The following is a 25,561-nucleotide window of genomic DNA, read 5'->3' as shown; positions in this document are numbered from 1 at the left end:
CCCCGATGATCGCGCCACGCATCATGGTGGTGGAGGACGAGGAGCCGCTGGGGGTGCTGCTCCGCTACAACCTCGAATCCGAAGGTTACCAGGTTGAAGTGGTGACCCGCGGCGACGAGGCCGAAATCCGCCTGCAAGAAAACGTTCCCGACCTGCTCGTGCTCGACTGGATGGTGCCGGCGGTTTCCGGCATCGAGCTCTGCCGGCGTCTCAGGATGCGGCCCGAGACCGAGCGGCTGCCGATCATCATGCTGACGGCGCGCGGCGAGGAAAGCGACCGCGTGCGCGGCCTTTCGACCGGCGCCGACGACTATCTGGTCAAGCCGTTCTCGACGCCGGAGTTCATGGCGCGCGTCAAGGCGCTGCTGCGCCGCGCCAAGCCGGAGGTGCTGTCCAGCGTGCTCAAGGTCGGCGACATCGTGCTCGACCGCGAATCGCACCGCGTCTACCGCAAGAAGAGCGAGATCAGGCTCGGCCCGACCGAGTTCCGCCTGCTCGAATTCATGATGCGCCATCCCGGCCGCGTGTTCTCGCGCAGCCAGCTGCTCGACAATGTCTGGGGCGAGACGATCTATATCGACGAGCGCACCGTGGACGTGCATGTCGGGCGCCTGCGCAAGGCCGTCAACAACGGCCGCATGCCGGACGTCATCCGCACCATCCGTGGCGCGGGTTACGCGATCAGGGAAGATTAGTCTCGGGGCGCGCCGAAGTCCTGACAGCTAGGCACTTCCAACATCTACGCTGGTCAGTAGCCGAGACGCTTGTGCTTCGTCATCCACGGGCGGAGCAAGGAGCGCAGCGACGCGGCGCAGACCCGAGGATCCATGCCGTGACGTCGACGCGCCGCGGCGGTGCAGAATTCTGCTCCGCTGCGCATGGATTCCAGGGTCTTCGCGACGGAGCTTCGCTCCTGCTTCGCCCTGGAATGACGAAGCTGCGGGGGCTTCGCACGGAAACCAACGATCAAGGTTGATCAGGCGACGTGCTTGCCCGCTCGCGCCTGGCCTCCCGGCGCGAAAATCTCCTGGTCGACGAAGGTCAGCGCGCGCATGGCGCAGCCTTCGCGGATCAGCGGCAGTTCGTTCGGCTCGGTGTCGAAGGAGATCGACTTGGAGTGCTGGCCGCCGGCGGTCTGGGCGATCGCCTCCCTCAGCGCCGGCTCGATCAGGTCGAAGGCGGCCGCGCTGACGCCGACCATGGCGACGGGCGCCGGGTCGATCAAGGCAAACAGGCTGCCGAGACCGAAGCCAAGCGCTTCGCCGGCCCGGCGATAAGCCTCCCGTTCGGGGCCGTCCTCCTGACGGGCCTTTGCGGCAAGGGCGCGCATGTCGGCGTCGCCGACGTCGGTTGGCGCGGCATCCTCGCTTATTCCCATGGCGCTGCGCCAGATCGCATAATTGCCGGCATAGGCCTCGACGCAGCCGCGCCGGCCGCAGCGGCAAAGCGCGCCGCCCGGACGATGGATCATGTGGCCGAACTCGCCGCCCGAGGAATGCGTGCCGGTGAACAGCGCGCCTTTCAGCACCAGCCCCATGCCGATGCCGTGCGAGAGCAGGATGGCGATGAAGTCGTCGCGATAGCGCTCGGGATCGCGCCATTGCAGCGCCACCGCCATCATGTTGCAGTCGTTCTCCGTTGTGGCCGGGATGCCGAATTCCTTTTCGAGGATATCGGCGAAGGGAATGTCGGTCAGCGGCGTGATCGGCGACCACAGCATGGCGCGTGAACGGGAATCGGTGATGCCTTGAATGCCCATGGCGATGCGGGCGACGCTGCCCAGGTCGAGGTCGGGATCCTGCAGCCGGCGCCGGACGATCGCAACGCATTCGCCGATCAGCTCGTCGCGGGGCATGACAAGCGTGTCCAGGCGCTGCTGTTCCTCGGCAATCACCTGGCCGGCGTAGTCGATGACGGCGACCGACAGGAAGTTCAGCGACAGCACCACGGTCAGCACCGCGGCGGCTTCGGGGTTCTGCGCCAGGCCGATCTGCGGCCGGCCGCGTTTCAACGCCGTCGGCTCGCTGGCCTTGCTTTCGGTGAGAATGCCCTCCTGGATCAGATCGGCGGAAATCGCCGAAATGGTCGAGTGGCTGAGCCCGGTGGAGGCGGCAATCTCCGTCCGCGAGGGCTGGCCGGCGCGGCGCACGGCCGAAATCACCATGGCGCGGTTGCGCCGGCGCAAATCGTCGTGGCGGATCCCGACCGACATTGTCCTCGCACGTCCTCCCGGTCATCGCGGCCTTGTGATGATGATGCCATGGCCTACCGGTGACACGCCAGCGATACTGGCAGAAGCCAAGGTCCATGTCATTATTTATTGCGGATGTCGAAAAAAATGCTCGGACCCATCAAAACCCATCAGAATCGCAGTTGACAGCGTCGTTTTGCTGGATCACTATTTTTTTGAGGCTCGAAAAAAAGCCTCTGTGCCGGCCTTCGGGCCAGTCTGGGTCGCGCCGCACGGGGCGCAGGGAGGATATCATGAAGAAATTCGCAGCCGCCATTCTGGCGGGCGTTGCCATGTCGCTGACGCTGGCCTCGGTCGCCGAGGCGAAGGACAAGGTGATCGGCGTTTCGTGGTCGAATTTCCAGGAAGAGCGCTGGAAGACCGACGAAGCGGCGATGAAGGCCGCCATCGAGGCCGCCGGCGACAAATATATCTCGGCCGACGCGCAGTCCAATCCGGGCAAGCAGCTGACCGACGTCGAAAGCCTGATCTCGCAGGGCGCCAATTCGCTGATCATCCTGGCGCAGGATGCCTCGGCGATCGGCCCGGCGGTGCAGAAGGCGCTCGACGAGGGCATCCCGGTCGTCGGCTACGACCGCCTGATCGAGAACAAGGACGTGTTCTACCTGACGTTCGACAACAAGGAAGTCGGCCGCATGCAGGCCCGCGAGGTGTTCAAGGCCAAGCCCGAGGGCAACTACGTCTTCATCAAGGGCTCGGGTTCGGATCCGAATGCCGACTTCCTGTTCTCGGGCTCCATGGAAGTGCTGAAGGAAGCCATCGACAGCGGCAAGATCAAGAATGTCGGCGAGGCCTATACCGACGGCTGGCTGCCCGCCAACGCGCAGAAGAACATGGAGCAGTTCCTGACCGCCAACGACAACAAGGTCGACGCGGTCGTGGCCGCCAATGACGGCACCGCCGGCGGCGTCGTCGCGGCGCTGACGGCGCAGGGTCTCGCCGGCACCGTTCCGGTCTCCGGCCAGGACGGCGACCACGCGGCGCTCAACCGCATCGCGCTCGGCACGCAGACCGTGTCGGTGTGGAAAGACGCGCGCGAGCTCGGCAAGAACGCCGCCGAGATCGCCTCGCAGCTCGCCGGTGGCAAGAAGATGGGCGATATCGCCGGCGCCAAGGACTTCACGACGCCTGGCGGCAACACCGTCAAGTCGCTGTTCCTGACCCCGATCGCGATCACCAAGGACAATCTCAACGTCGTCATCGACGCCGGCTGGATCAAGAAGGACGAAGTCTGCGCGGGCGTGCCCGCCGGCAGCGTCAAGGTCTGCAACTAAGCTTTGCCGACGATCGTTCAAAGCCCTTGCGCCGCGGCCTGAAGGCCGCGGCGTTTTCTCAAAAAGATTTGCGGTTCCGCCTCAGGCGGGTAGCTTCTAGGCTGAGTTCCGGCATCCGCGCCAGACGGCAGGCCGGCGGGAGGATATCATGACCGACACGACGTCTACGCAACCGGCGGACACCGCGCGCGCGTCGGAACTCGGCGCTGTCGCCCGGTTCCTGAAGGCGACCGAGCTCGACACCCGCATGCTCGGCATGATCGGCGCGCTGCTGCTGATCTGGATCGGGCTGCATGTGATTTCCAGCCTGCGGCTTGGCGTCAATCCGCTCGACTTCGACAGCCGCACCTTCCTCACGCCGCGCAACCTCTGGAACCTGTCGGTTCAGACGTCGGCCGTGGCCATCATGGCCTCCGGCATGGTGCTGGTCATCGTCATGCGCAACATCGACCTGTCGGTCGGATCGGCCGAGGGGGTGATCGGCATGGTCATGGGCTTTGCCCAGGTGCATTTCCTGGTTCGCTTCGTCGGGCTTGAACTGGGCAATCCCTGGATCTGGGTTCTGGCATTGCTGATCGGCCTGGCGCTCGGCCTCATCATCGGCGCCTTCCAGGGCTTCATCATCGCCTATCTCGAAGTGCCGGCCTTCATCGTCACGCTGGGCGGATTGCTGGTGTGGCGGGGCGCTGCGTGGTGGGTCACCAGCGGACAGACGGTGGCGCCGCTCGACGCCACGTTCCAGCTGATGGGCGGCGGCCCGGCGGGCTCGATAGGCGCCAAATGGAGCTGGATGGTCGGCATCGTCGCCTGCCTGGCGGTTATCTTCATGCATTTCAACGGCCGTGTGCAGCGCAAGCGCTTCCGCTTCCCGCTGCGTCCGGTCTGGGCCGAGACGCTGCTCGCCACGGTCACCTGCGCGGTCATCCTGGGCGCGGTGTGGCTCGCCAATTCCTATCCGTGGCCGGTCGGTATCGTGAACCGCTACGCCGCCGCCAACAACATCACCGTGCCCGAAGGCGGGCTGTTCATCGCGCATGGCATCGCCATACCTGTGCTGATGGCTGTCGCCGTCGGCCTGATCATGACCTTCGTCACCAAGCGCACGCGCTTCGGCCGCTATGTCTTTGCCATCGGCGGCAATCCGGAAGCGGCCAATCTTGCCGGCATCAACACGCGCTGGATCACCATGAAGGTGTTCATGATCATGGGCGTGCTGGCGACGATCGCGGCGGCGATCTCGTCGGCCAGGCAGAACTCCTCGACAAACGTGCTGGGGACGCTGGACGAACTTCTGGTCATCGCCGCGGCCGTCATCGGCGGCACCTCGCTCGCCGGCGGTTCCGGCACCGTGCTCGGCGCCATGCTCGGCGCGCTGCTGATGCAGTCGCTGCAGTCCGGCATGGTGCTGCTCGGCGTCGATTCGCCGCTGCAGAGCATCGTCGTCGGCGCCGTGCTGGTCGTCGCGGTGTGGCTCGACACCATCTATCGCAAGCGGGTCTGAGGAGAACGATCGTGGCAGAAAAATCCGCTCCCGCCGGCGTCCCGCTGGTCGATATGCGCAGCATCTCGATCGCCTTCGGCGGCATCCGCGCCGTCGATGACGCCTCCGTCGATCTTTTCCCTGGCGAAGTGATGGCGCTGCTCGGCCACAACGGCGCCGGCAAGTCGACGCTGATCAAGATCCTGTCGGGGGCCTACAAGCGCGACGGCGGGCAGATCTTCATCAATGGCGAGGAGGCTTCGATCTCCAACCCGCGCGACGCCAAGAAATACGGCGTCGAGACGATCTACCAGACGCTGGCGCTGGCCGACAATGTCGATGCCGCCGCCAATCTCTTCCTCGGCCGCGAGCTGATGACCGGCTGGGGCACGCTGGACGACGTCGCCATGGAAGCCGAGGCGCGCAAGGTGATGGGCCGGCTCAATCCACGTTTCCAGCGCTTCAAGGAGCCGGTGATCAAGCTGTCGGGCGGACAGCGGCAGTCGGTGGCGATCGCCCGCGCGATCCTGTTCAATGCCCGCATCCTGATCATGGACGAGCCGACGGCGGCGCTCGGCCCGCAGGAGACGGCGCAGGTCGGCGAACTGGTCAAGCAGCTCAAGGCCGATGGCATCGGCATCTTCCTGATCAGCCACGACATCCACGACGTTTTCGAGCTCGCCGACCGGGTCTGCGTGATGAAGAACGGCCAGGTGGTCGGCACCGCGCGCACGACCGACGTCACCCAGGACGAGGTGCTCGGCATGATCATCCTGGGCAAATGCCCGCCCGGCGCCATTCCGGGTCCAGGCGCGCTGAAGATCGCGGCCTGAGCCAGAAAGATAGCCGGCTAATTGACGACTGCGTGATGTACCAGCCCCGGTGATGATTTGGCCGCGCCATTGTGTTGACGCGGAGACTTGCCCATAAAGGTCGCGACCGTCCACGGGCCGCATCTTAGATTTGAAGAAGCTCTTTCCGATCGTTGCCTTTGTCGCCGTTGCGCTGATCAGCCTGACGATGGCAGGGTTCGCCTATTTCGCGACGCAGGAGGCGGCTCGGATCAAGTTCGAGGGCACCGCCGACGATGCGCTCGGCCGTATCGAGAGCCGAATCGACCTGCATCTGTCGCTGCTGCGTTCGACGCAGGCGCTGTTCGACGCCCGCAACGGCGACATCACCCGTGGCGAATTCAAGGCCTTCTTCACCGCGCTCGACATCGACGACAATTTCGCGGGGCTGCGCGGCATCGGCTTCCTGAGGCTCGCCAAGACCGGCGACGAGGCGGCGGTCGAACGCGATATCCTGCACGACCTCGGGTCGGCGCACCCGATCTATCCCGCGACGACCGAGCAATGGCGCACGCCGATCGTGCTGTTCGAGCCGCTCGATACGTCCAACCAATCGATCATCGGCTTCGACATGTTCACCGAGCCGGTACGGCGCGCAGCGATCGAAAAGGCGATGGCCGACGACCGGCAGCATGCGAGCGGCATGGTCCAGCTCGGCCAGGGCGCCGGCGTGGCGCAGACCTTCACCGGGTTCCTGGTTTTCGTGCGGCTGAACGTCGAAACGGCGCCCGAGGTGATCAACGCAAGCCGCTCCACCACGGCCGGCTTTCTTTATGCCGCCTTCCGCGCTCAGGACCTGTTCCAGGTCGCGCTCAGCCATTCGCCGCTGCTGCCGGTCAACCTCGAGGTCTATGACGGCAAGCCCGAGGCCGGCAATCTGCTTTTCCGCTCGGAGGCTCCGCCGGAGGAACGTATCGGCGCGAAGCTTCTGGCACGCCGCGATATTGTCGTGGCGGGCCGCCCATGGACCTTGCTGCTCAGGCCGACAAGCGCCTTCGAGCCGCCGTCCTCGCGCGCCATTCCGGTGATGCTCGGGCTGTTCGGCCTGCTGCTCGCCGGCGCCATCGCCTTGGTGGCGCGCTACCAGGAGCGTGCCTATGACGCGAAATCGGCGCTGCACGAGGCGACCGAAAAGAGCCTGCTGGAAAAGGACCTGATCCTGCAGGAGATGAAGCACCGGATCAAGAATTCGATCACACGCGTGCTGGCGATCGCGCGGCAGACGGCCTCGCAAGCCGCCGACGTCAAGGAGTTTTCGGCTTCATTCTCGGCACGCCTCCAGGCCATGGCCGCATCGCAGGACATGCTGACGCGCTCGCGCTGGCAGAAGGCCGATCTCGGCGACCTGCTGCGCATCGAGCTCGGGCAGGTGTTCGGCAAGGACCTTCCCGAAGGCGTGTTGTCAGGGCCGGAAGTGCTGCTCGACGAGACGACGACGCAGGCGCTCGGGTTGACCTTTCACGAGCTCGCCACCAACGCGCTCAAATATGGCGAGGCCGGCAATTCGGTGGGCGCCCTCAAGGTCGACTGGAGCGTCGAAGGCCGCGACCGCGAGCGGACGCTGGTGCTGAACTGGCGCGAAGCGGGTCAGAAGGAACTGGAAGCGCCGGTCAAGACCGGCTTCGGCACCAAATTGATAGATATCAATGTCACGCGCGAATTGCGCGGCACGATCGCGCGCGACTACCACGCCGACGGATTGAAGGTGGAAATCAGAATCCCGCTGGCCGTGTGAGCGGCGCAAGACTCGCTGGTGGCGGGGAACAGCGATCTGACTCAAAGAACCGGAGGCCGGCTGCCGGCCTCCGGTTTCGGTACTGAACTAGTTGCAGCGGGCCCGGTAGGTCGTGCCGTCACGGTGGCGATACACGCAATAGCCGTTGCGCAGGTTGCGAACCAGGAGGCCCGACCCGGCACCGACGGCCGCGCCGATCAGCGCACCCTTGCCGCCGCCGACCAGGCCGCCCACACCGGCGCCGATCAGGCCGCCGCCGACGACGTCCTGCTCGGTCGTTGTGCAACCGCTGACAGCGACCACGGCAACCATGGCAATGATCATCTTCCGCATAGAATTGCTCCTCAATTTGTCCTCACTTTTGGCAATGCCAGCAATCATTTAGCATGAAAAAACCTGCTTTGCCTGCTCGATTTTACTGTTGCCTAACATAGTCTTTTTCGGGGTGCTCGCGGTTTGACGCGAGAAGTGTGCGGGAAACCTCAAGGGATGCGGCCAGCGTGCCGTCGGACTTCACGTTCCAGACGATCTGGTCGTAATCGTCCTCCAGCGCCGGATCGACGGCGAGGCACTTGCCGATGATGCGGGGCGCCTGGCCCTGCAGGTCGCCGAGGGCGAACGGCCTTTCGGCAACACATGCCTGTGCGATTTCAAAGACGCTGACCGGCACCTCGAGTTCCCGGCAGTCGGTCATCGTGCTCGAACAGCCGACGACGAAGAGCAATGCGACGATGTGTTCCATGCCTCCAAACCTCTCGCCGCAAACAACGATTCTCGGCGAACAAAAGTTCCGGGGCCGGAGCCTGAGGCGCTCGGCGCGAAATGGCGGCGCTAAAGTCTTGGCGTCAAAGCCGCATGCGGGGTCAGAACAATTGCCAGGCCGCGGTCAAGGCCACTGCCGCCAGAAGCGCGATCGCGCCCAGCCGGGGCGAAAGATGGGATGACCGCGGCGCCGGCGCCGGCTCGGCATCCTGGAACCCGCTCATCGAGACGCGGGCGGCCTGCTCCAGCCTGTTCATGTCGGCAACCATCGTTCAGTCTCCCAGGTCGCGCGCCGGGCGCGGATGGGTTTCCGGCGCATTGTCAGCCGGGAGCACAGGATCGGACTTTATGGTGAACAGCCGGTTAAAACCTTTGCCGGCAAGGCTCCGTTCCGACCCGAATCCGGTGAACGAAGCCGCCGAGCCTGGCTATGGCGAAGCCGCCAAGCCTGGCTGTTTCACATTGTCCTGGAATTGCTCTCGCGCCATCGGCGGCGCTATCAATCCGTCTCGAAATTCCCATGCGGGACGGTGAGGCGGTATTCCATGCGGTCCTTGCCGATCTCCAGCGTCGCGGAGCCGTTCAGCGACATCGGCACGACACGTTCCAGCGCCACGCTGCCGAAGCGCTTCTCGTTGCGCGGCGCGTCGCCAACCTCCTCCGTCCAGGTCAATAAAAGGTTGGGCGCGCTTGCGTCTTCGGCCTCGAGCCTGGCGCGCACCTCGACATGGCCGTCGGGCCGGGACAGCGCGCCATAGCTCACGGAATTCACGGCCAGCTCATGCATCGCCAGGCCGATATGCAGGGCGGCGTTGGGGTTGAGATAGGGATTCTCACCCACGAACCGCAGGCTGTTGGCCAGATCGCTGCTGTAGCGGCCGACCTGGCCGGATACGAGCTCCTGCAATGCCGCTCCTCGCCAGTTGGAGGATGTGACCAGGTCCTGCGAGGACGCAAGCGATTGCAGCCGGCCACGAAACCGCGCCAGGAACTCGCCGAGCGTCTCCGTATAGCGCCCGGTCTGGGTGGCGATGCTCTGGATGATGGCCAGGAGATTTTTCGATCGATGGCTGACTTCGCGCAGCAATGTCTTCAGCGTCTGCTCGCGGCGTTTCTGCTCCGTCGTCTCCACCATGGTGGTGACGACGCCGAGGACGTCGCCGGCGTCGCCGCGGTCGGCATCGATCCAAAGCTGGAACCAGCGGACACCCTGGCTTCCCGGAATGCTGAGTTCGAGCTGATCGGCGCTGCCGGATTCGACCACCTTGAGCTTGGCGGCTTGTATGCGTTCGGCCTGCGCCCGCGAAAGCAAATCCTTGCCGTCGGCGGTTTCGGACGCCCACGGCGCTCTCATGTTGCGCGCCCAGACCGTCTTCATCTGCCGATCCTGGTAAAGGACCGAAATCCCAGCATTGTGCAGAGCATGAAGCAGGGCCCGCCCCAGCTGCATTCCATTTTCCGCGGGATGCATCGCGATCACTTCGCCGTCCTGCTTTTCAGCCCTGTCTTTCGTGGGACCCTCGGAAGGCATTGGAAATATTCCCGCACTTCGTCTTTGAACGGCTCAATCCGCAACTGGTTCCGCGCGAGCCAACGTCCTGAAATCGCGGGGCTCTCCAAAAACGACCCGCCAAAAACGGTCCGCCGGACGGTGCTCTTTCGAGGCGCCGCCCGGCGGTGGCTGGAAACCGTTTGAGGGGTGCGGCTTCCAGTGTTGCGGTCAGGCTCTCCTGAAGAGACCCGCGATGAGCGAAATCACCAGGAAGGCGAGGAAGATGAAGAACAGTATCTGCGCGATGCCTGCCGATGTGCCGGCGATGCCGCCGAACCCAAGCGCGCCGGCGATGATCGCAACTACGAGAAATACGAGCGCCCAGTACAGCATGATGCGTCTCCTTCTTGCGTCGGGAAAAGAACGTGGCTCGGTGTCGTTTGTTCCACCATTTGCCGAAAAAGACGATCCCCTTGAAGGGGCTTTTCAGACCGCAAGCAGCCAAGCGTCACGCGCGGCGCAAAGGCCTCGCATGACGCTCGACGGGCTAAACTTCGACAGGGATCAGGCGGCGGCTTTGGCCTGACGGTCGAAGAACAGGGCCTGGCTGATCAGGGCCTTGACCATGTCGGGATTGAAAGGCTTGGTGACCAGGAAGGCCGGCTCGGGGCGTTCGCCGGTCAGCAGGCGTTCCGGAAAGGCGGTGATGAAGATCACCGGCACCGGCGTCGAGGACAAAATCTCGTTCACGGCCTCGATGCCCGAGCTGCCGTCGGCGAGCTGGATGTCGGCCAGGACCATTTTCGGCCGCGTCTTGCCGAACAAGGCCACCGCCTCGGCATGCGTGCGCGCCGTGCCGACCACGCGGTGGCCGAGACTTTCGACCATCTCCTCGATGTCCATGGCGATCAGCGGCTCGTCCTCGATGATCAGCACGTCGGTGGCGACCTGGCGGGAAATCTCGTTGCTCGCCTGGGCAAGCAGCTCCGAAAACTCATCCTCGTCGACGTCGAGGATTTCCGCCGCCTCGTCCTCGCTGAAGCCTTCGACGGCAACCAGAAGGAAAGCCTGCCTCGGCAGGGGGGCGAGCGCGTTCAGATTGGCTGCTGCCCGCTGCTCCCAAGCGGTCTGCGCCTGTTCCTGCGGCACGCGGATGGCCACGGACGTGAACAATCTGGCGAAAACCTTGTAGAGCGCGATGCGGTCGCTCGAGGCTTCGGGGAAAATACTGGTGTCGGCGATGATGGCTTCCAGCATCGCGGCGACCAGCGCGTCACCGCTCTCCTGCGATCCCGATACCGCCCGCGAGAAGCGGCGCAGGAACGGAAGATGCGGAGCGATGGTAGCGGACAAACTCATTATTGACGTCTCCCTCAGATGACGTTGCACGTTTGAGGCCCACGCTGATTGCACGCCCCGGAAAATCAACGCCGGCTTTCGGAAAAAGTTCCGCCGGCTGTGGAACTAAATTAGCAGGCGGGCGTTTCGGGTCTCGGGATGGGCAACCAGACGACGGTTCCGCTTGCGTTGTGGTGTGAAGTCGAAGAGCGGTTCAGGCGCTGGAAACTAGGGCGATTATGAAAGAAATGACGAAAAAACAGATGGCTGATGCCGCAGGCCGGCATCGGAACGGGGATGGCAATCCGCTTGGGGCAAACTCCGAGATAGCGCGCAAGCTAAAGCAATACTATGACGAGCTGGTCTCGGACCATGTGCCGGACCGTTTCGCTCAGTTGCTCAGCCAGCTGGAACAAACCGAACCTGCCCAGAAAAAGGACTGAGGCATGGCGGCGGTATCCCAGAACTTCAAGACCGAGCTGCTCGGCGCGATCCCGAGCCTGCGGGCTTTTGCCGTGTCGCTGACGCAGAATGCCGACCGGGCCGACGACCTTGTCCAGGAAACGCTGGTCAAGGCGTGGGACAAGCATGAAAGCTTCCAGCCGGGCACCAATCTGAAGGCCTGGCTGTTCACCATCCTGCGCAACGAATTCTATTCGCAGATGCGCAAGCGCGGCCGTGAAGTGCAGGACAGCGACGGCATCATGACGGCAAGGCTTGCCGTTCATCCGGCCCAGCACGGCCAGCTCGACCTCAAGGATTTCCGCGGCGCGCTCGAGCAACTGCCCGAGGACCAGCGCGAAGCCATCATCCTGATCGGCGCTTCGGGCTTCTCGTATGAAGAAGCCGCCGAGATCTGCGGCTGCGCGGTCGGCACGATCAAGAGCCGGGTCAGCCGGGCGCGCGCCAGGCTGCAGGAGATCCTCAAGATTTCCGGAGAGGACGAGTTCGGGCCCGACGCGATCTCGGCGCAGGTCACAGGGTCGAACGCGGCGTAAGCCGATCGGTTATGATTCCGATTGCAAGGATGGTGTCAGGCCGGGGCGACCCGGCCGCAGGCCATGGCCACGGCTTCGATCAGATCGTCGCCTGAGTAGGGCTTGGCGACCAGCCGGATATCCGGGAACGAGTCCTTGACCTCGTCCGAATCCGAATAGCCGGAGGCAAATACGAAGGGCACGCCCTCGCTGCGCAGCCGCGAGGCGAAATCCAGGGTCGAGACGCCGCCGAGCATGAGATCGACGACCGCCGCGTCGAAGCGCGAAGGCAGCGCTTCTCCCTCGACCTCGGCGATCTTCCGGACGATCGTCACATCCGCGGCGCCGTGGTCGCGGCAAAGCTGCTCGACATCCATCGCGATCAGGAATTCGTCTTCCAGGACGAGAATACGCAGTCCGTCAAGCAGTGCTGGCACTTATCAGTGTCTCCTCGGCTGGCCGCACTCATGCGCGGAATTGGACCCCATGTCATTTAAAAAAGACATGGGATACAGGCCTCGCGGAACCCCTGCCGGTCTCAAGCGTTTCCTTGCGCCCATAAGGGCAGGAATTTCGAAGAGGGGTCGAAATGTCCGGCCAAAACGCACGTCCGGCTGCCAGCCGCCAATATCCTTGCGAAAAGTGCCCGTTGCGGCCCTTGCCGGGATTCCGCGAGTTCGACAAGCAGGAATTGTCATTCATCAGCACCTTCAAGCGCGGTGAACTTGCGGTCGACAAGGGAGCGACAGTCCTGGTCGAAGGCAGCCACAGCGCGCATCTCTACACCGTGCTGTCCGGCTGGGCGTTCCGCTACAAGCTTCTGCCCGACGGACGTCGGCAGATCCTCAATTTTTCCATGCCCGGCGACCTCATCGGCCTGCAAGGCAGCCTGATGGGCGAGATGCAGCATTCCATCGAGGCCTTGTCGCCGATGCTGCTGTGCGTTTTCGAACGCGACCAGTTGCAGGAACTCTATCGCAACCATCCCGGCCTTGCCTATGACATTACCTGGATCGCGTCGCGCGAGGAACGCATGCTGGACGAGAACCTGCTCAGCATCGGCCGCCGCACCGCGCTCGAACGAGCGGCCTACCTCATCGCCTTCATCGCCAGTCGGGCGCGCAGCGCCGGACTCAACGGCAAGACACCGGTGCAGATTCCGATCACGCAACAGCACATCGCCGACACGCTCGGCCTCTCGCTGGTCCATACCAACAAGACGATCCGCAAGCTGATGGACCGCAAGCTCGTTATGTGGCGAGATGGCGGCTGTGAAGTGATCGACTATGACGGGTTGAAGAAGCTTGCCCGCTGGGAAGGGCTCGGCGAGGACCGCAGGCCGCTGATCTAGGATGTTTAGGCTCGCGACGACCGGAACTATGGCGCTGAACGGGCGTTGAAATCAACGCAAACGCAAGGAGTTAGAGAATGGCAACCGCCGCAGGCAAATCCGCAACGGATCAAGCGACCACCGCCGACCTCGAGGCTGATATCGAGCAGCTGAAGGCGGATATCCAGAAACTGACGGAGCAGCTCGCCAAGACCGGCCAACACGGCTATGGCGCGGCCCGTCGCGCCGCCGCGGGCGGCGTCGAGCAATTGCGCGCCCAGGGCGAAGCCGCGTTCGAGAGCATGCGGGGAAGTGCCGAGGATATCGAAGCACAGCTGATCGCCAAAGTGCGCGAGAAGCCGGTGACGTCGCTGGCGATCGCGGCAGGCGTCGGCTTTCTCTTCGCCCTGCTTTCCCGCCGCTAGCCCCAGATGGGGACGCTTGTCTCGCTGATCTCGGCCCTCGCCTCGGGCGAGGCCATGGCCGCTGTGCACAGGGCGCGGACGACGGCAATCCTTTACGGACTTGCCGCCGTTTTTGCCCTGTGCGGCGTCGGCTTCCTCATCGGCGCCGCCTATATCTGGCTGGCGGCGCGCTACGGACCGCTGGCGACCAGCCTCGGCTTCGGCATCGGCTTCCTGGTGCTTGCCGGGCTCGTCCTGGTCATCCACAAGCTGACGACGAGCATGCGCAGCAGGCGGCGCGCAAAACGGCGGCAGGCCGACATGACGGCGCTGGGCGTTACCGCGGCACTCGCCCTGCTTCCGGCGCTTGCGAAGAGCAAGGGCGGGCTGGGAGCCGTCATCGCGCCCGCCCTGGCGGTCGTTGCCTACGCCATCTATCGCGAGAACGCCAAGCCCACGCCACCGACGCATGACCCGAAGGACATGCCGTAGACCGTTCGGCTGCTCACGCCACGACACCGCTTACTTCAAGAACGGCTCGAGCGGCATCGATATCCCGGCAAAGACGCCGCCGGGGCGAAATTCGTGGTTGACGTCGCTGTCGATGACCTTGGCAAGGCTGCGGCGGATCAGGATCGAGCCAAAGCCCTGGCGATCGGGAGCTCGACCTCGGGCCCGCCGCTTTCACGCCAGGTCAGCACCAGGCGCCGCGCGCCCTTGCGACCCTGCGCCTTCCAGTCGAGGTTTACCTTGCCCGACGGCACCGAGAGCGAACCGTATTTCAGCGCGTTGCTGGCGAGTTCGTGCAGGATCAAGCCCAGCCCCACCGCCTGGTCCGGCGAGAGCAGAAGCTCGGGACCTGAGATCGCGATGCGCGGCTGGTCGCCGGTATCGAAAGCCCCGACCTCGATGCGCGCCAACTCGCCGATGCCGATGCCGCGCCACTCGCGGTCGGACAGCAGGCTATGAGCAGTGCCGAGCGCCTGCAGCCGGGCGCCGAAGGCTTCCAGGAATTCACTCGGCTGGCGGGCGTGACGAACCGTCTGCGTCGCCAGCGCCTGCACGGTCGCCAACGTGTTCTTGACGCGATGGTTGAGCTCGCGCAGCAGGAGGCGCTGCCGCTCGTCGCCCAGCTTGCGCTCGGTGATGTCGTAGTTGACGCCGAAGATCAGCGTCGGCTTGCCCTCGCCGTCGCGTTCGACCACGCGTCCGCGCGTGGCGATCCGGCGGGGTGGATGGAGACCCTTGACCCGGTATTCGCCAAAATAGTCGTCGCTGCCGCTCAGCGCGTCGCGGAAACGCGTCTCGGTCTGGTAGACGTCGCGCGGGTCGATGGCGCGCAGGATGTCGCGCGCCTTTCAGCCGGTTCGACGGCGGCAGGTTGAAGAGCTCGGCCAGAAGAATGTCGCAGTCGATCATATCGGTGCGTATGTCCCACGCCCAGCTTGCCAGCGAGGCAGCGTCGAGCGCGATGGCGCGACGTTTTTCCTCGCGCGCCAGTTCCGCCTTGGCAATGGCGCCGTTGCGGGTGGCGTCCTTCAGCGCGAACAGGCTCGCAGCCAGGGCGGCAAGCGTCTTCAATGTCCTCGGGGCGTTTTCGGTCGGAAACGGTCTCGGCTCGTGATCGAGCACGCAGAGCGTACCGATCCGGGCGCCGGCCACCGCCATTGGCACCCCGGCATAGAAGCGGATGTGCTGCTTGCCCGTGACCAGGGGATTGGCGGCGAAACGCGGATCGAGCGTGGCGTCGGTCACCACCATGGGATCGTCGCCGGCAGCGATGGCATGGGCGCAGAAAGAGACGCTGGTTGGCGTCTCCGTCTCGTTGAGACCGATGCGCGACTTGAACCACTGGCGATCGCTGTCGACCAGGCTCACCAGCGCGACAGGCGCTTCGGCGATTGCCGCCGCAAGACCGGTGATACGGTCGAAGTCCGGATCGGTCGCCGTGTCCATGGCGTCCAAGCCCTGAAGCACGGCGAGCCGTTCCGCATCCATGACGACGCGGCTGACGTCCGTCGGCAAACTTTCAGCCTTGTTGGTCACCTTTCCCTCAAAGCCTCACGCAATCGGCCGCGGCCGGCACGTCTCCCGATGCGGAACTTTCCCGAACAGCCTCCGTTACCCGAACGTATCGTTCCCGAAGCGCCCGCCGCCGCGCAGTATGGAGGCCAAGAGTGACCAAGATCGTACCCGAAGACAAAGCACGCCAGGGGCATTGGGGCTGGCACGCGCTCAGAATCCTCATCGCCGGGCTGTTGCTGGCCTTCATCGCGTGGGGGGCGGTCGAGATTTATGGCGAGCTGATCAAATCGCCGACGACGCAGCAGACCGTGCCGAAAGCGCCGCCCGCGGCCCAGAAATCCGTCCAGGGCGGCTGATCCCCCATCACGCGGCCTTTGCCTGTGCATGGCTTGCCGGAACGAGCACTTTCAGCGCGCCCGGGTGAATCTCGATCGTTGTTTCGCGCTCGAGCCTGATCAGTTCGCCATCCAGCACCGCGCTGAACTTGCGGGTGGGCGAGTGGATCTTCAGCACAGCCCTGCCTGCCTGATGCACTTCGACATGCGCGCTCTGGCGCAGCCTGCCGCGCAGCATATCGAGCAAAAGCTTTGCCAGATGATGGCGCCGGCGCGCGACGCTGACATAGATGCCAAGCACGCCGCCGGCCGGGTTGTCGGCATAGGGAAGATGGCCTTCGCCAAACAGATTGTTGGAGATGCCGATGCCGGTGGTGCGGGTGACGATCTCCGCCTTGCCGACGCTCAGGCTCACTTTCAGGGCGGGCGGGTTCTTGATCGCCACCCATGCCGCGCGCACGGATGCCTGCATCTTCCCAAGGCGCGAACCGAAATCCATCTTCTCGCGCAGCTGAACCATCTTGGCATGCATGCCGACCGAGAACTGATGCACGAAAGGCTGGCCGTTGGCGCTCGCCATATCGACCGCGATCACCTCGCCCTCGGCGAAGGATTGCAGTGCCGCCTCGAGTGTCTGCGGAATGCCCAAGCCCCGTGCGAAGAGGTTCATCGTGCCGGCGGGCAAGATGGCCAAGGCCTTCTTCTTGTTCATGAGGAGGGACGCCGCCGTGGAAATCGTGCCGTCGCCGCCTCCGGCAAGAACAATGTCGATGTTGCGCCTGGCGATAACCTTTTCCAGCGCCGAAGCAACATCGCGGCCGGCAACGATTTCGACCTCGACCGAATGTCCCGCCGCTTCGAGTGTCTGACGCAGCTGTTTTGAAAATGCTTCCATGTCGATGGTGCGCAAGGTGCCGCCGTCCTGGTTCAGCACTGCAGCAAACCGCATACCCCGCTCCGTGTCTTCAAGTCGCTTCGAGCCGACAGACCCCTCAGCCACTGGCTGAAACGGGGATGCGCCGGCAAAGGTTCCACCGCAGGTTTTAGGAATCGGCTGCCGGAAGCGCGCGCTGTTGGAACAAGACCCCGGTCACGACGTTGTGAACCTGTCGACAATGCCGCTCCCGACCCGCCGTTCAGAGGCTGGCCGAGCGAGCGCCATGCACAGATCAGGCACGAGGAGAGACCATGATGATCCGCACTCTTTTTGCGACGACCGCGATCGCGACGCTGCTCGCGACCGGCGCTTTTGCACAGACGACGCCCGCTCCGGCGCAACAGGCCCCGGCAGCCGAAAATCCGGCTCCGGTCGTGCGCTCGGACGGCGCGCTCATGACCAATATCATCGGCGAGTCGGTCTATAACGGCACCGGCGACGACGCCCAGAACATAGGCAAGGTCGACGACATCGTCTTTGATTCCGCCGGCAAGGCCAAGTCGGCCATAATCGGGGTCGGCGGTTTTCTCGGCGTCGGCTCGAAGGATGTCGCCTTCGACTACGGCAAGCTGGAATGGGCCGAGAAGAATGGCGACCGCTGGCTGGTGGCCAAGACCAGCAAGGACGAGCTGAACGCCCAGCCGGCGTTCGACCGCAAGCCTTATGATCCGGCGCCGGCGCAGCCGGCCGACGCGACGCAGCCCGCCAACAACACGACCACGGCGCAGGCCCCGGCGGCCGCACCCGCCGAACCGGTGAAGAAGGCGGACGGCAATCTCGCCACCAACATCATGGGCGCCTCGGTCTATAACGGCACTGCGGACGATGCCCAGAAGATCGGCGACGTGAAGGACATCGTGCTTGCCAAGGACGGCAAGGCCGAGTCGCTGGTGATCGGCGTCGGCGGCTTCCTCGGCATCGGCACGAAGAATGTCACCTATGACTTCGCCAAGGCAAAATGGGCGGAGAAGGACGGCAACCGCTGGCTGGTGGCCGAGACCACCAAGGAGGAGCTGCAGGCCCAGCCCGACTTCAACCGCAAGGCCTATGATCCGGCGCCCGGCACGACAACGGCCGCGAACAACGCTCCTGCGGCGACCACGCCCGCGGTGGTGTCTTCGGATACGACCTCCGACAAGGGCGCCAAGCCGGCAGAGCCTGCCAAGCCGACGGCCGAGGCCAAGCCTGCAACGCCGCCGGCTTCGAGCACGGCCGAGAACAAGCCTGCCGACAACGACGCCGCCGCCGCCGACCAGACCAAGACGGCGTCCATCGACAAGTCGACGCTGACCGAGATGCCGATGGGCGACATCCGTGGCGACGATCTCAAGGGCGCCACCGTCTATGGCGCCAACGATGCCGAGATCGGCTCGATCGGCGATGTCGTGCTGACGCCGGACAACAAGCCGGACGCGGTGGTCATCGACGTCGGCGGCTTCCTCGGCATCGGTGCCAAGGAAGTGGCGGTCGGCATGGACAAACTCAAATTCATGACCGACAAGAACGGCAAGAAATATCTCTACACCAACTTCACCAAGGAACAGCTGCAGGCGCAGACGGCCTATGACAAGAGCAGCTATGCCGCGAACCGCGACCAGCAGCGGATGATGCTGAAGTAAGGGAGTAGGGGAGTAAGGGAGTAGGAAAAAGGAGGCTGGCCGGGTAACGGCCATTGCATTGATCCTACCCCCCTACTTCCCTACTCACATACCCGACCACGCCTTCGTCCGTCAGTTCCGCCAAGGCCAGCGCCTGGTCGAGATGCGCGGCGCGCCAAGCGAGCATTTTCTCCGCGAACTCCAGCCGCACCGGCAGGTAGGCCGGATCGCTGGCCACGTTGTTCAGCTCGTCGGGATCTTTCGACAGGTCGAACAGCAGCGGCGGCAGGCCGCCGCCGAAATGGACGTATTTGAAGTCGGCCGTCCGGATGACGGCGAGGTTGCAGGCGCGGGATTCGATGCCGAAATGGCGTTCGGCTTCGCCTTTGGCGACCGTGCGGAAATCAAACTCCCAATGCGCGGCGTCGCACCAGCTCGCCGGCTGCCTGCCGTCGATCCAGGGCTCGAGCGAACAGCCGTCGAGATGGCGCTGTGGCGCGGCGCCGATCAGGTCGAGAAGGGTCGGGAAGATATCGACGGCCTCGGTGAAATGGCCCACGGACGAGCCGGCCGCGGCGCTGCGGCGCGGATCGCGGATGATCAGCGGGATATGGTAGCTGGCGTCGAAGAAGCCGCCTTTGCCGAGCATGAAATGGTCGCCCATCATCTCGGCATGGTCGGAGGTGAGCACGATTACGGTGTCGTCCCAGGCGCCCGCCGATCTGATCGCCTGCCAGATACGGCCGAGCTGCGCGTCGACCTCGGAGATCATGCCGTAATAGATCGCGCGGATGCGGCGGAAGTTTTCCTCGCTCCAGTCCGGCACGTTGCCTTCTATGCCGGGAACGAATTTTGTCCGCTTCTGCCGGTCGAGATCGTAAGCGAGATAGGGGTGGCCTTCCGCCTCGGCCTGCCAGCTTGCAGCGCGCCGGAAAGCCGGACCGTCGGCAGGATCGTACATGGCGTTGTAGGGTTCGGGCACGATGAAGGGCGGGTGCGGGCTGATGAAGGAGATATGCGCGAACCACGGCGCGCTCTTCTCCTGCTCGCCGAGCCAGCGGATGAATTCGCCGGCCAGGAAAGCGGTCGGCGTCTGGTCTTTCGAATAGACTGGCGGCGCGTTGGTCGCGTCGCGTCCCGCTTGTCCTTTGGCCGGGCGATGGATGCCGGGGCTGCCGGCGCCGGTATCGATGCCCTGCGCGCGCAGCCATGACAGCCATTGCTTCTGGTGCTCGGGCAGGGCCTGCCGCACGGCGAAGCCCGGCAGCACTCCTTCATAGCTGCGCAGGCGCGGATCCCCGGCCGCAAGCGGGCGCGGGTCGAGCGAGACATCGGTGTAGCCGAACAAAGTGGGATCGTAGCCCGCCGCGCGCGCCGAAAGCGCGATGTTGCCATGGCGCGCATCGAGCGGCGTGCCGTTGCGGCAGACACGATTGTTCATCTGGTAGAGCCCGGTGTAGAGGCAGGCGCGGGCCGGCGAGCAGGGTGCTGCCCCGCCATAGTGGCGGCGGAAGAGCACGCCTTCCGAGGCGAGCGCATCCACATTCGGTGTCTTCAGCGTCGGATGGCCGGCCGCCGACAGGCAGTCGCCGCGCCACTGGTCGCAGGTGATGAGGAGAACATTCGGGCGGTTCGTCGGATGGTCCAAGATCGTCTCCTTGTGGAAGCGCCCAGATGGAACGGAAATCACCGGGGTTGCAAGTCAATGCCGGTGATGGATTGGTGAACATATTTTGAACAGTCGTTCACTTTTATGACACAGTCCATTCTGTGTTTGCCCGCTTTGCCGCCGGCCCGCCTATCCTCATATTGGCGTGGACAGCGGCGAGGGCCGCACAAAGACAAGGGAAGGAGCACGTCATGCTCAATCAGATCCAGGGGCTGCATCACGTCACCTCGATGGCGAGCGACGCACGCCGCAACAATGAGTTCTTTACCAAGAAGCTCGGCCTGCGCCGGGTGAAGAAGACCGTCAATTTCGACGCGCCGGACGTCTATCATCTCTACTATGCCGACGAGGTCGGCACGCCGGGTTCGGTGATGACCTATTTCCCGTTCCCCGACATCGGCAAGGGCCGGCATGGCGTCGGCGAAGTCGGCACCACGGTGTTCTCGGTGCCGGAAGGCACGCTCGCCTACTGGGAAAAGCGCTTCGCCGATGAGGGCGTGGGCAACGTCGCCCGCTCGGAAAGTTTCGGCGAGAAGCGGCTGACCTTCGCTGGACCTGACGGCGACAGTTTCGCGCTCGTCGAGGACAAGGCCGACAAGAGAGCGCCCTGGGTGAAGGGCGGCGTTCCCGGTGACGAGGCGATCCGTGGTTTCCACTCCGTCTCGCTCCGGCTGAAGGATGGCGGCGCCACCGAGGAGCTTTTGAAGTTCATGGGCTATGAGGAAGTCGACAAGTCCGGCAACGTCCGCCGGCTGGCCATCAAGAACGGCAATGGCGCCGATGTCGTCGACATCGAATCGCTGCCGGGCGCGGGCTTTGCCAATCTCGGCGCCGGTTCGGTGCACCATGTCGCCTTCGCGGTGGAGGACCGCGCCAAGCAGCTCGAGGTGCGCAAGGCGCTGATCGACACGGGCTATGGCGTGACGCCGGTCATCGATCGCGACTATTTCTGGGCGATCTATTTCCGCACGCCGGGCGGCGTCCTGTTCGAGGTGGCGACCAACGAGCGGGGCTTCGACCGCGACGAGGACACCGCGCATCTGGGCGAGGCGCTGAAGCTGCCGTCGCAGCACCAGCATCTGAGGCCCTATCTCGAAGAGCACCTGCAGAAGCTGGAAGGCTAAGCCATGAGCAAGGACGCTTACATCCACAAGACGCTGCCCGGTTCGCCGGGCAGCCCGCTGCTCTTCGTCTTCCACGGCACCGGCGCGGACGAGAACCAGCTGCTGACCTTCGGCCGCGAGCTGTTGCCCGGCGCGACGATCATCTCGCCGCGCGGCGACGTGTCGGAGCATGGCGCTGCGCGTTTCTTCCGCCGGACCGGCGAGGGCGTCTACGACATGGACGACCTGGCGCGCGCGACAGCGAAGATGGCGGGCTTCGTCAAGGCGTATGTCGAGGCAGTGAAGCCTTCGGCGGTATTCGGCCTCGGCTATTCCAACGGCGCCAATGTCCTGGCTTCGGTGGTGTTTGCGGAGCCTGGCCTGTTCGATGCCACGGCGCTGATGCATCCGCTGATCCCGTTCGAGCCGCAGGTGCAAGGGAGCCTTGCCGGACGCCATATATTGATCACGGCCGGCAAGCGGGATCCGATCTGCCCACCCAATTTGACGTCGCGGCTCGAGGCCTATTTGCGCGCCGACGGCGCCGATGTCACTGTGGAATGGCACGACGGCGGGCATGAGGTTCGGCCGAATGAAACCGAAGCGGTGCGGCGGCTTTTCGCGCCGGCGCCGGCTCTAAAAGATAGAGCATGATGTCGTCCGAAAACCGCTTCACACTTTTCGGCATCATGCTCTGAGGAGGCAAACAAAATGGCTGACCAACTGCCCGAGATCGAACTGGAAGACCGCGGCTCCAAGGGACGCTACGTGCTGCGCGGCCCCGGCGGCGCCGAGGCCGAGATGACCTTCACCAAGATCGGTGAGCACCAGCTCATCATCGACCACACCGAGGTGCCGGACGTGTTTCGCGGCCAAGGCGCCGGGCTTCGGCTCGTCACCCGCGCCGTCGAGGATGCTCGTGCCGCCGGCAAGAAGATCATCCCGCTCTGCCCGTTCGCGAACGCCCAGTTCCGCCGTCATCCGGAATGGGCGGACGTGCTGAAGCAGTAAGGTTTTTCCCTTCCCCCCTTGTGGGGGAAGGTGGCCGCGAAGCGGCCGGATGAGGGGTGTTCCAGGAAACGCGAACGTCTTACTCCGCTGGAGCACCCTTCATCCATCTCGGCGCTAACGCGCCGATCCACCTTCTCCCACAAGGGAGAAGGGAAAGAGCCGGCCTTGGCATTTGCACCGCCCGGTCATCTTGCCTAAGTTGACGGTTCGCTCGGACGAAACCTGTCGTCCCGCCCGTCACCGATTTGAATGGCCCCCCTGATGACCGATACCGACCTGATCCCCGTTTTCGACGGACATAACGACACGCTGCTTCGACTCTACCAGTCGAAGGAAGCCGACGTTGAAAAGCTGTTCATCGAGGGGACACCGGGCGGCCATATCGACCTGCCGCGCGCCAGGAAGGGCGGCTTTGCCGGCGGCATGTTCGCGATCTTTCCGCCGCCGGTCGAGAAGTCGAAGCGCAGCGCCGTGCCGCCGGCGCCAGGCGACAACGAGCCGCTGCCGCCGGAACTGCCGCAGGCGGAGGCGATCACCTCGACCATCGGCATGGCTTCGATCCTGTTCCGGCTGGAGCGTGCGGGCGCGCTCACCGTCTGCCGCAGCGCCGGCGATGTGCGGGACGCGATGGCTAAGGGGTCGATCGCGGCGGTCTTCCACATCGAAGGCGTCGAGGCGATTGATCCCGGGCTTGCCATGCTCGACGTGCTGCACGCCGCAGGCCTGCGCTCGCTGGGCATCGTCTGGAGCCGTCCGAACGCCTTCGGTAACGGCGTGCCGTTCCGCTTTCCCTCCTCGCCCGACACCGGGCCTGGCCTCACCGATGCCGGCAAGGCGCTGGTCAAAGCCTGCAACCAGCTCAGGATCATGATCGACCTCTCGCATCTCAACGAGAAGGGGTTTCGCGACGTGGCCGCGCTCAGCGACGCGCCGCTGGTCGCGACCCATTCCAATGTGCATGCGATCTGCGGCCATTCACGCAATTTGACCGATTGGCAGCTCGGCGCGATCCGCGAAACGGGCGGCATGGTCGGCCTCAACTTCGCCACCGGCTTCCTGCGCGAGGATGGCCGCATGAACGCCGACACCAGCATCGACATCATGGTGCGCCACATTGACTCGCTCTTGCAGGCGCTGGGTGAGGACGGCGTGGGTCTCGGCTCCGATTTCGACGGCGCCATGATCCCGGCCCCCATAGGCGACGTCGCCGGCCTGCCCAAGCTCATCGATGCGCTGGCGGCTCGCGGTTTCGGGCGCGTGCTGATCGAGAAGATCGCCTATCGGAACTGGTTGAGTGTGCTGGAACGCACGATCGGCTGAGACCTGCCGATATTCAGGTGATGCCGGCCTGCAAACAGTGGCTCTCTGCGCTTCCGGTGCTCACGTACTTTAAGTACGCTCCGCTCCGGTTCTCGAGAGCCGCTGTTTTCGACTCGGCCTGACCTTAATCTCGGCAGGGTCTTGGCGCGCTGTCAGCAGTGGCCCATGCGTTTCAGCCATTCCTTGCCGATGCCGCGATCGCGGATGATCGGCAAGGGATTTTCCGCGTCGAGCCGGGCGCAGATGCGGTAGACCTCCAGCGTCTCGGCGTTCATCTCGCCGCGCTTGAAGAAGAACATGGCCGCCGCGTAGCGGGTGCGGCCGGACCAGATCTCGCCGAGCGGCGTGTTGACCAGCTGCCACTGCTCTGCTGTTTCCGTGTCCGGGTCTTCCGCTTCGCCTGCCATCTCAGAAATCCGCCGGCGGGTTGGCGGTGCGGCGGTCGAGCTTGATGAAGGGCCGCGGCACCACCTTCGCCTTCTTCATCAGCTTCTGGTACTGCAGCTCGCGCATGGCGTAAATCTCGACCCAGAGGTCGTCGACGATCGTGTCGCCATAGGGCCGCTGCAGCGAGGCGAGCGCGATGTTGCGCTTGGCCATGGGCGACCACATGGCCGCGCTGACCAATCCGACTTCCTGACCCTTCTTGTAGTAGACGATGGCGTGTTCGGCCGGGATATTGCCTTCGATCTCCAGCCCGACCAGCACATGACGGAGTTTCTTCTTCGCGCGCGCTTCGAGGATGGCGCGGCGGCCGTTGAAATGACCCTTGTCCGGATCGATCATGAAGCCGAGGCCGATCTCGTCGGGCATGCGCAGGCGATCGGTGCGGATGGCATGCTCGGAGGTGGTGAAGTCGGCATTGGCGACGATCAGCCCGGCTTCCAGCCGAGCGCGGTTCAGCGCAGTATAGCCGATGGCGCGGATGCCGCGCAGCTCACCCGCCGCCATCAGCCGGTCCCACAGACTGAGCGCCTTGTCCGCAGGCACGAACAATTCATAGCCGAGATCGCCGGTGAAGCCGGTGCGCGAGATAGTGACGGTCGCGCCGTCATGCGCGAATTCGGCGAGGTCGAAGACCTTGAGCCGCTCGACGCCGGCAAAGCCCGCGTCGCGGAGGATGGCGAAGGAGGTCGGGCCCTGCAGCGCCAGCCCAGCGACCGCTTCGGTTTCTTCCTCGACGCTTACCTCGTACCGAAAAGCGCTGTCCAGCAGCCAGGGCAGATGCCGCTCCTGCGAGCACAGCCGGAAGCGTGTCGGCGAGAGCCGGAACAAGGTGCCGTCGTCGAGGACGAAGCCTTCGTCGTCGCACCAGGCGGTGTAGTGGACGCGGCCGGGCTTCAGTCTGGTCACGTCGCGCAGCGTGACGCGGTCGAGATAGGCTTCGGCGTCCGGACCCTCGATCCGGTACTTCGTCATCGGCGAGATGTCGAATAGCGCCGCCTGGCTGCGGATGGCGAAATATTCGAGCTCCTCGTCCCACAGCGAATGCGGCGCGCGGTAGCCGGCCCAGCTGTACCAATCCTGCTTTAGCCCCAGCGCGTCGATGCGCGGCTGGAACGGCGTGCCGAGCCGCAGCGTGCGGAAGTGGGATTGGGCCGCGCTGCGTGCTTCGAGCGCGGTGTCGATTTCGGTGTCGACGGGCTTCTTCCTGGTTGCCTGTGCCATG

Annotated in this window: 28 protein-coding genes and 1 pseudogene; 16 read left to right on the top strand and 13 right to left on the bottom strand. The window is 64.4% G+C overall.

Annotation, left to right across the window (positions count from 1 at the left end):
* Nucleotides 1–5 precede the first annotated feature (5 nt).
* Nucleotides 6–695 (top strand): phosphate regulon transcriptional regulator PhoB, encoded by a 690-nt coding sequence (gene phoB / locus LB572_RS30790; protein WP_010911896.1) that lies wholly within the window; start codon nt 6–8, stop codon nt 693–695.
* 281 nt (nt 696–976) lie between these two features.
* On the opposite strand, the gene LB572_RS30785 is transcribed toward phoB, so the two are convergent.
* Nucleotides 977–2,212, bottom strand: a complete 1,236-nt coding sequence (locus LB572_RS30785) for an ROK family protein (RefSeq protein WP_224670424.1) — start codon at nt 2,210–2,212, stop codon at nt 977–979.
* Nucleotides 2,213–2,484: 272 nt separating this feature from the next.
* Here LB572_RS30785 and xylF point away from each other — a divergent pair, with 272 nt between their 5' ends.
* From xylF to LB572_RS30765, 4 genes are all read left to right on the top strand, one after another.
* Nucleotides 2,485–3,525, top strand: a complete 1,041-nt coding sequence (xylF, locus tag LB572_RS30780) for a D-xylose ABC transporter substrate-binding protein (protein ID WP_140804108.1) — start codon at nt 2,485–2,487, stop codon at nt 3,523–3,525.
* A gap of 148 nt (nt 3,526–3,673) precedes the next feature.
* Nucleotides 3,674–5,026, top strand: coding sequence for a sugar ABC transporter permease (locus LB572_RS30775; RefSeq protein ID WP_224670423.1), 1,353 nt, complete (start codon nt 3,674–3,676; stop codon nt 5,024–5,026).
* A gap of 53 nt (nt 5,027–5,079) precedes the next feature.
* Nucleotides 5,080–5,838 (top strand): ATP-binding cassette domain-containing protein, encoded by a 759-nt coding sequence (locus LB572_RS30770; protein ID WP_224670433.1) that lies wholly within the window; start codon nt 5,080–5,082, stop codon nt 5,836–5,838.
* Between the two features lie 130 nt (nt 5,839–5,968).
* The gene (locus LB572_RS30765) at nt 5,969–7,591 is read left to right on the top strand and encodes a CHASE domain-containing protein (protein WP_224670422.1); all 1,623 of its coding nucleotides are present in this window, start codon (nt 5,969–5,971) and stop codon (nt 7,589–7,591) included.
* An 87-nt stretch (nt 7,592–7,678) separates the two neighbouring features.
* On the opposite strand, the gene LB572_RS30760 is transcribed toward LB572_RS30765, so the two are convergent.
* The 6 genes from LB572_RS30760 to LB572_RS30735 form a co-directional block, all read right to left on the bottom strand.
* The gene (locus LB572_RS30760) at nt 7,679–7,924 is read right to left on the bottom strand and encodes a YMGG-like glycine zipper-containing protein (RefSeq protein ID WP_224670420.1); all 246 of its coding nucleotides are present in this window, start codon (nt 7,922–7,924) and stop codon (nt 7,679–7,681) included.
* 82 nt (nt 7,925–8,006) lie between these two features.
* A complete protein-coding gene (locus LB572_RS30755) occupies nt 8,007–8,333 on the bottom strand; it encodes a hypothetical protein (RefSeq protein WP_224670418.1) in 327 nt (108 codons plus the stop codon).
* 121 nt (nt 8,334–8,454) lie between these two features.
* On the bottom strand, nt 8,455–8,622 hold the full coding sequence (locus tag LB572_RS30750) for a hypothetical protein (protein ID WP_224670416.1): 168 nt from the start codon (nt 8,620–8,622) through the stop codon (nt 8,455–8,457).
* A gap of 230 nt (nt 8,623–8,852) precedes the next feature.
* Entirely contained in the window at nt 8,853–9,884 is a 1,032-nt protein-coding gene (locus LB572_RS30745; protein ID WP_224670414.1) for a sensor histidine kinase, read from the bottom strand.
* A 189-nt stretch (nt 9,885–10,073) separates the two neighbouring features.
* The gene (locus LB572_RS30740) at nt 10,074–10,238 is read right to left on the bottom strand and encodes a DUF1328 domain-containing protein (protein ID WP_018429836.1); all 165 of its coding nucleotides are present in this window, start codon (nt 10,236–10,238) and stop codon (nt 10,074–10,076) included.
* A gap of 171 nt (nt 10,239–10,409) precedes the next feature.
* Complete coding sequence (locus LB572_RS30735; RefSeq protein ID WP_224670412.1) at nt 10,410–11,204, bottom strand: response regulator; 795 nt, start codon at nt 11,202–11,204, stop codon at nt 10,410–10,412.
* 218 nt (nt 11,205–11,422) lie between these two features.
* Between LB572_RS30735 and LB572_RS30730 the strand changes: the two genes are divergently transcribed.
* Both LB572_RS30730 and LB572_RS30725 read left to right on the top strand, forming a co-directional pair.
* The gene (locus LB572_RS30730) at nt 11,423–11,626 is read left to right on the top strand and encodes a NepR family anti-sigma factor (RefSeq protein WP_140804094.1); all 204 of its coding nucleotides are present in this window, start codon (nt 11,423–11,425) and stop codon (nt 11,624–11,626) included.
* A 3-nt stretch (nt 11,627–11,629) separates the two neighbouring features.
* Nucleotides 11,630–12,181: an RNA polymerase sigma factor gene (locus tag LB572_RS30725; RefSeq protein WP_140804092.1), complete on the top strand. Its 552-nt coding sequence runs from the start codon at nt 11,630–11,632 to the stop codon at nt 12,179–12,181.
* Nucleotides 12,182–12,216: 35 nt separating this feature from the next.
* Here LB572_RS30725 and LB572_RS30720 read toward each other — a convergent pair whose 3' ends face one another.
* On the bottom strand, nt 12,217–12,597 hold the full coding sequence (locus LB572_RS30720) for a response regulator (RefSeq protein ID WP_140804090.1): 381 nt from the start codon (nt 12,595–12,597) through the stop codon (nt 12,217–12,219).
* Nucleotides 12,598–12,749: 152 nt separating this feature from the next.
* Here LB572_RS30720 and LB572_RS30715 point away from each other — a divergent pair, with 152 nt between their 5' ends.
* From LB572_RS30715 to LB572_RS30705, 3 genes are all read left to right on the top strand, one after another.
* The gene (locus tag LB572_RS30715) at nt 12,750–13,511 is read left to right on the top strand and encodes a Crp/Fnr family transcriptional regulator (RefSeq protein WP_224670410.1); all 762 of its coding nucleotides are present in this window, start codon (nt 12,750–12,752) and stop codon (nt 13,509–13,511) included.
* A 77-nt stretch (nt 13,512–13,588) separates the two neighbouring features.
* Nucleotides 13,589–13,915, top strand: a complete 327-nt coding sequence (locus LB572_RS30710; protein ID WP_140804086.1) for a DUF883 family protein — start codon at nt 13,589–13,591, stop codon at nt 13,913–13,915.
* A gap of 6 nt (nt 13,916–13,921) precedes the next feature.
* Nucleotides 13,922–14,386 carry a phage holin family protein gene (locus LB572_RS30705; RefSeq protein ID WP_140804084.1) on the top strand — a complete coding sequence of 155 codons (465 nt, stop codon included), beginning with the start codon at nt 13,922–13,924 and terminating at the stop codon, nt 14,384–14,386.
* A gap of 30 nt (nt 14,387–14,416) precedes the next feature.
* Here LB572_RS30705 and LB572_RS34670 read toward each other — a convergent pair.
* Nucleotides 14,417–15,892, bottom strand: a pseudogene (locus LB572_RS34670) (sensor histidine kinase).
* A gap of 179 nt (nt 15,893–16,071) precedes the next feature.
* On the opposite strand from LB572_RS34670, the gene LB572_RS30690 reads away from it, so the two are divergent.
* Complete coding sequence (locus tag LB572_RS30690; RefSeq protein WP_224670407.1) at nt 16,072–16,275, top strand: hypothetical protein; 204 nt, start codon at nt 16,072–16,074, stop codon at nt 16,273–16,275.
* A 7-nt stretch (nt 16,276–16,282) separates the two neighbouring features.
* Here LB572_RS30690 and LB572_RS30685 read toward each other — a convergent pair whose 3' ends face one another.
* On the bottom strand, nt 16,283–17,203 hold the full coding sequence (locus tag LB572_RS30685; RefSeq protein ID WP_224670406.1) for a diacylglycerol/lipid kinase family protein: 921 nt from the start codon (nt 17,201–17,203) through the stop codon (nt 16,283–16,285).
* A 242-nt stretch (nt 17,204–17,445) separates the two neighbouring features.
* Between LB572_RS30685 and LB572_RS30680 the strand changes: the two genes are divergently transcribed.
* On the top strand, nt 17,446–18,810 hold the full coding sequence (locus tag LB572_RS30680; protein ID WP_224670405.1) for a PRC-barrel domain-containing protein: 1,365 nt from the start codon (nt 17,446–17,448) through the stop codon (nt 18,808–18,810).
* Nucleotides 18,811–18,874: 64 nt separating this feature from the next.
* On the opposite strand, the gene LB572_RS30675 is transcribed toward LB572_RS30680, so the two are convergent.
* Nucleotides 18,875–20,437 carry an alkaline phosphatase family protein gene (locus LB572_RS30675; RefSeq protein ID WP_224670404.1) on the bottom strand — a complete coding sequence of 521 codons (1,563 nt, stop codon included), beginning with the start codon at nt 20,435–20,437 and terminating at the stop codon, nt 18,875–18,877.
* A 212-nt stretch (nt 20,438–20,649) separates the two neighbouring features.
* Here LB572_RS30675 and LB572_RS30670 point away from each other — a divergent pair, with 212 nt between their 5' ends.
* The 4 genes from LB572_RS30670 to LB572_RS30655 all read left to right on the top strand — a co-directional run bounded on the left by LB572_RS30670 (nt 20,650) and on the right by LB572_RS30655 (nt 23,892).
* Nucleotides 20,650–21,582 (top strand): VOC family protein, encoded by a 933-nt coding sequence (locus LB572_RS30670; RefSeq protein WP_224670403.1) that lies wholly within the window; start codon nt 20,650–20,652, stop codon nt 21,580–21,582.
* A 3-nt stretch (nt 21,583–21,585) separates the two neighbouring features.
* A complete protein-coding gene (locus LB572_RS30665; RefSeq protein WP_224670402.1) occupies nt 21,586–22,215 on the top strand; it encodes an alpha/beta hydrolase in 630 nt (209 codons plus the stop codon).
* Between the two features lie 57 nt (nt 22,216–22,272).
* Nucleotides 22,273–22,572, top strand: coding sequence for a GNAT family N-acetyltransferase (locus LB572_RS30660; protein WP_027166574.1), 300 nt, complete (start codon nt 22,273–22,275; stop codon nt 22,570–22,572).
* Between the two features lie 261 nt (nt 22,573–22,833).
* Nucleotides 22,834–23,892, top strand: coding sequence for a dipeptidase (locus LB572_RS30655; RefSeq protein ID WP_224670401.1), 1,059 nt, complete (start codon nt 22,834–22,836; stop codon nt 23,890–23,892).
* 152 nt (nt 23,893–24,044) lie between these two features.
* Here LB572_RS30655 and LB572_RS30650 read toward each other — a convergent pair whose 3' ends face one another.
* Nucleotides 24,045–24,299 carry a hypothetical protein gene (locus tag LB572_RS30650; protein ID WP_224670400.1) on the bottom strand — a complete coding sequence of 85 codons (255 nt, stop codon included), beginning with the start codon at nt 24,297–24,299 and terminating at the stop codon, nt 24,045–24,047.
* 1 nt (nt 24,300) lies between these two features.
* Entirely contained in the window at nt 24,301–25,560 is a 1,260-nt protein-coding gene (locus LB572_RS30645) for an aminomethyltransferase family protein (RefSeq protein ID WP_224670398.1), read from the bottom strand.
* Nucleotide 25,561: the final 1 nt, after the last annotated feature.

The organism is Mesorhizobium sp. BH1-1-5, from assembly GCF_020165615.1.
In the GTDB taxonomy this organism is placed as follows: domain Bacteria; phylum Pseudomonadota; class Alphaproteobacteria; order Rhizobiales; family Rhizobiaceae; genus Mesorhizobium.
The sequence above is the reverse complement of the archived record's forward strand: the minus strand, read 5'-3'. Positions and strand labels throughout refer to the sequence as shown.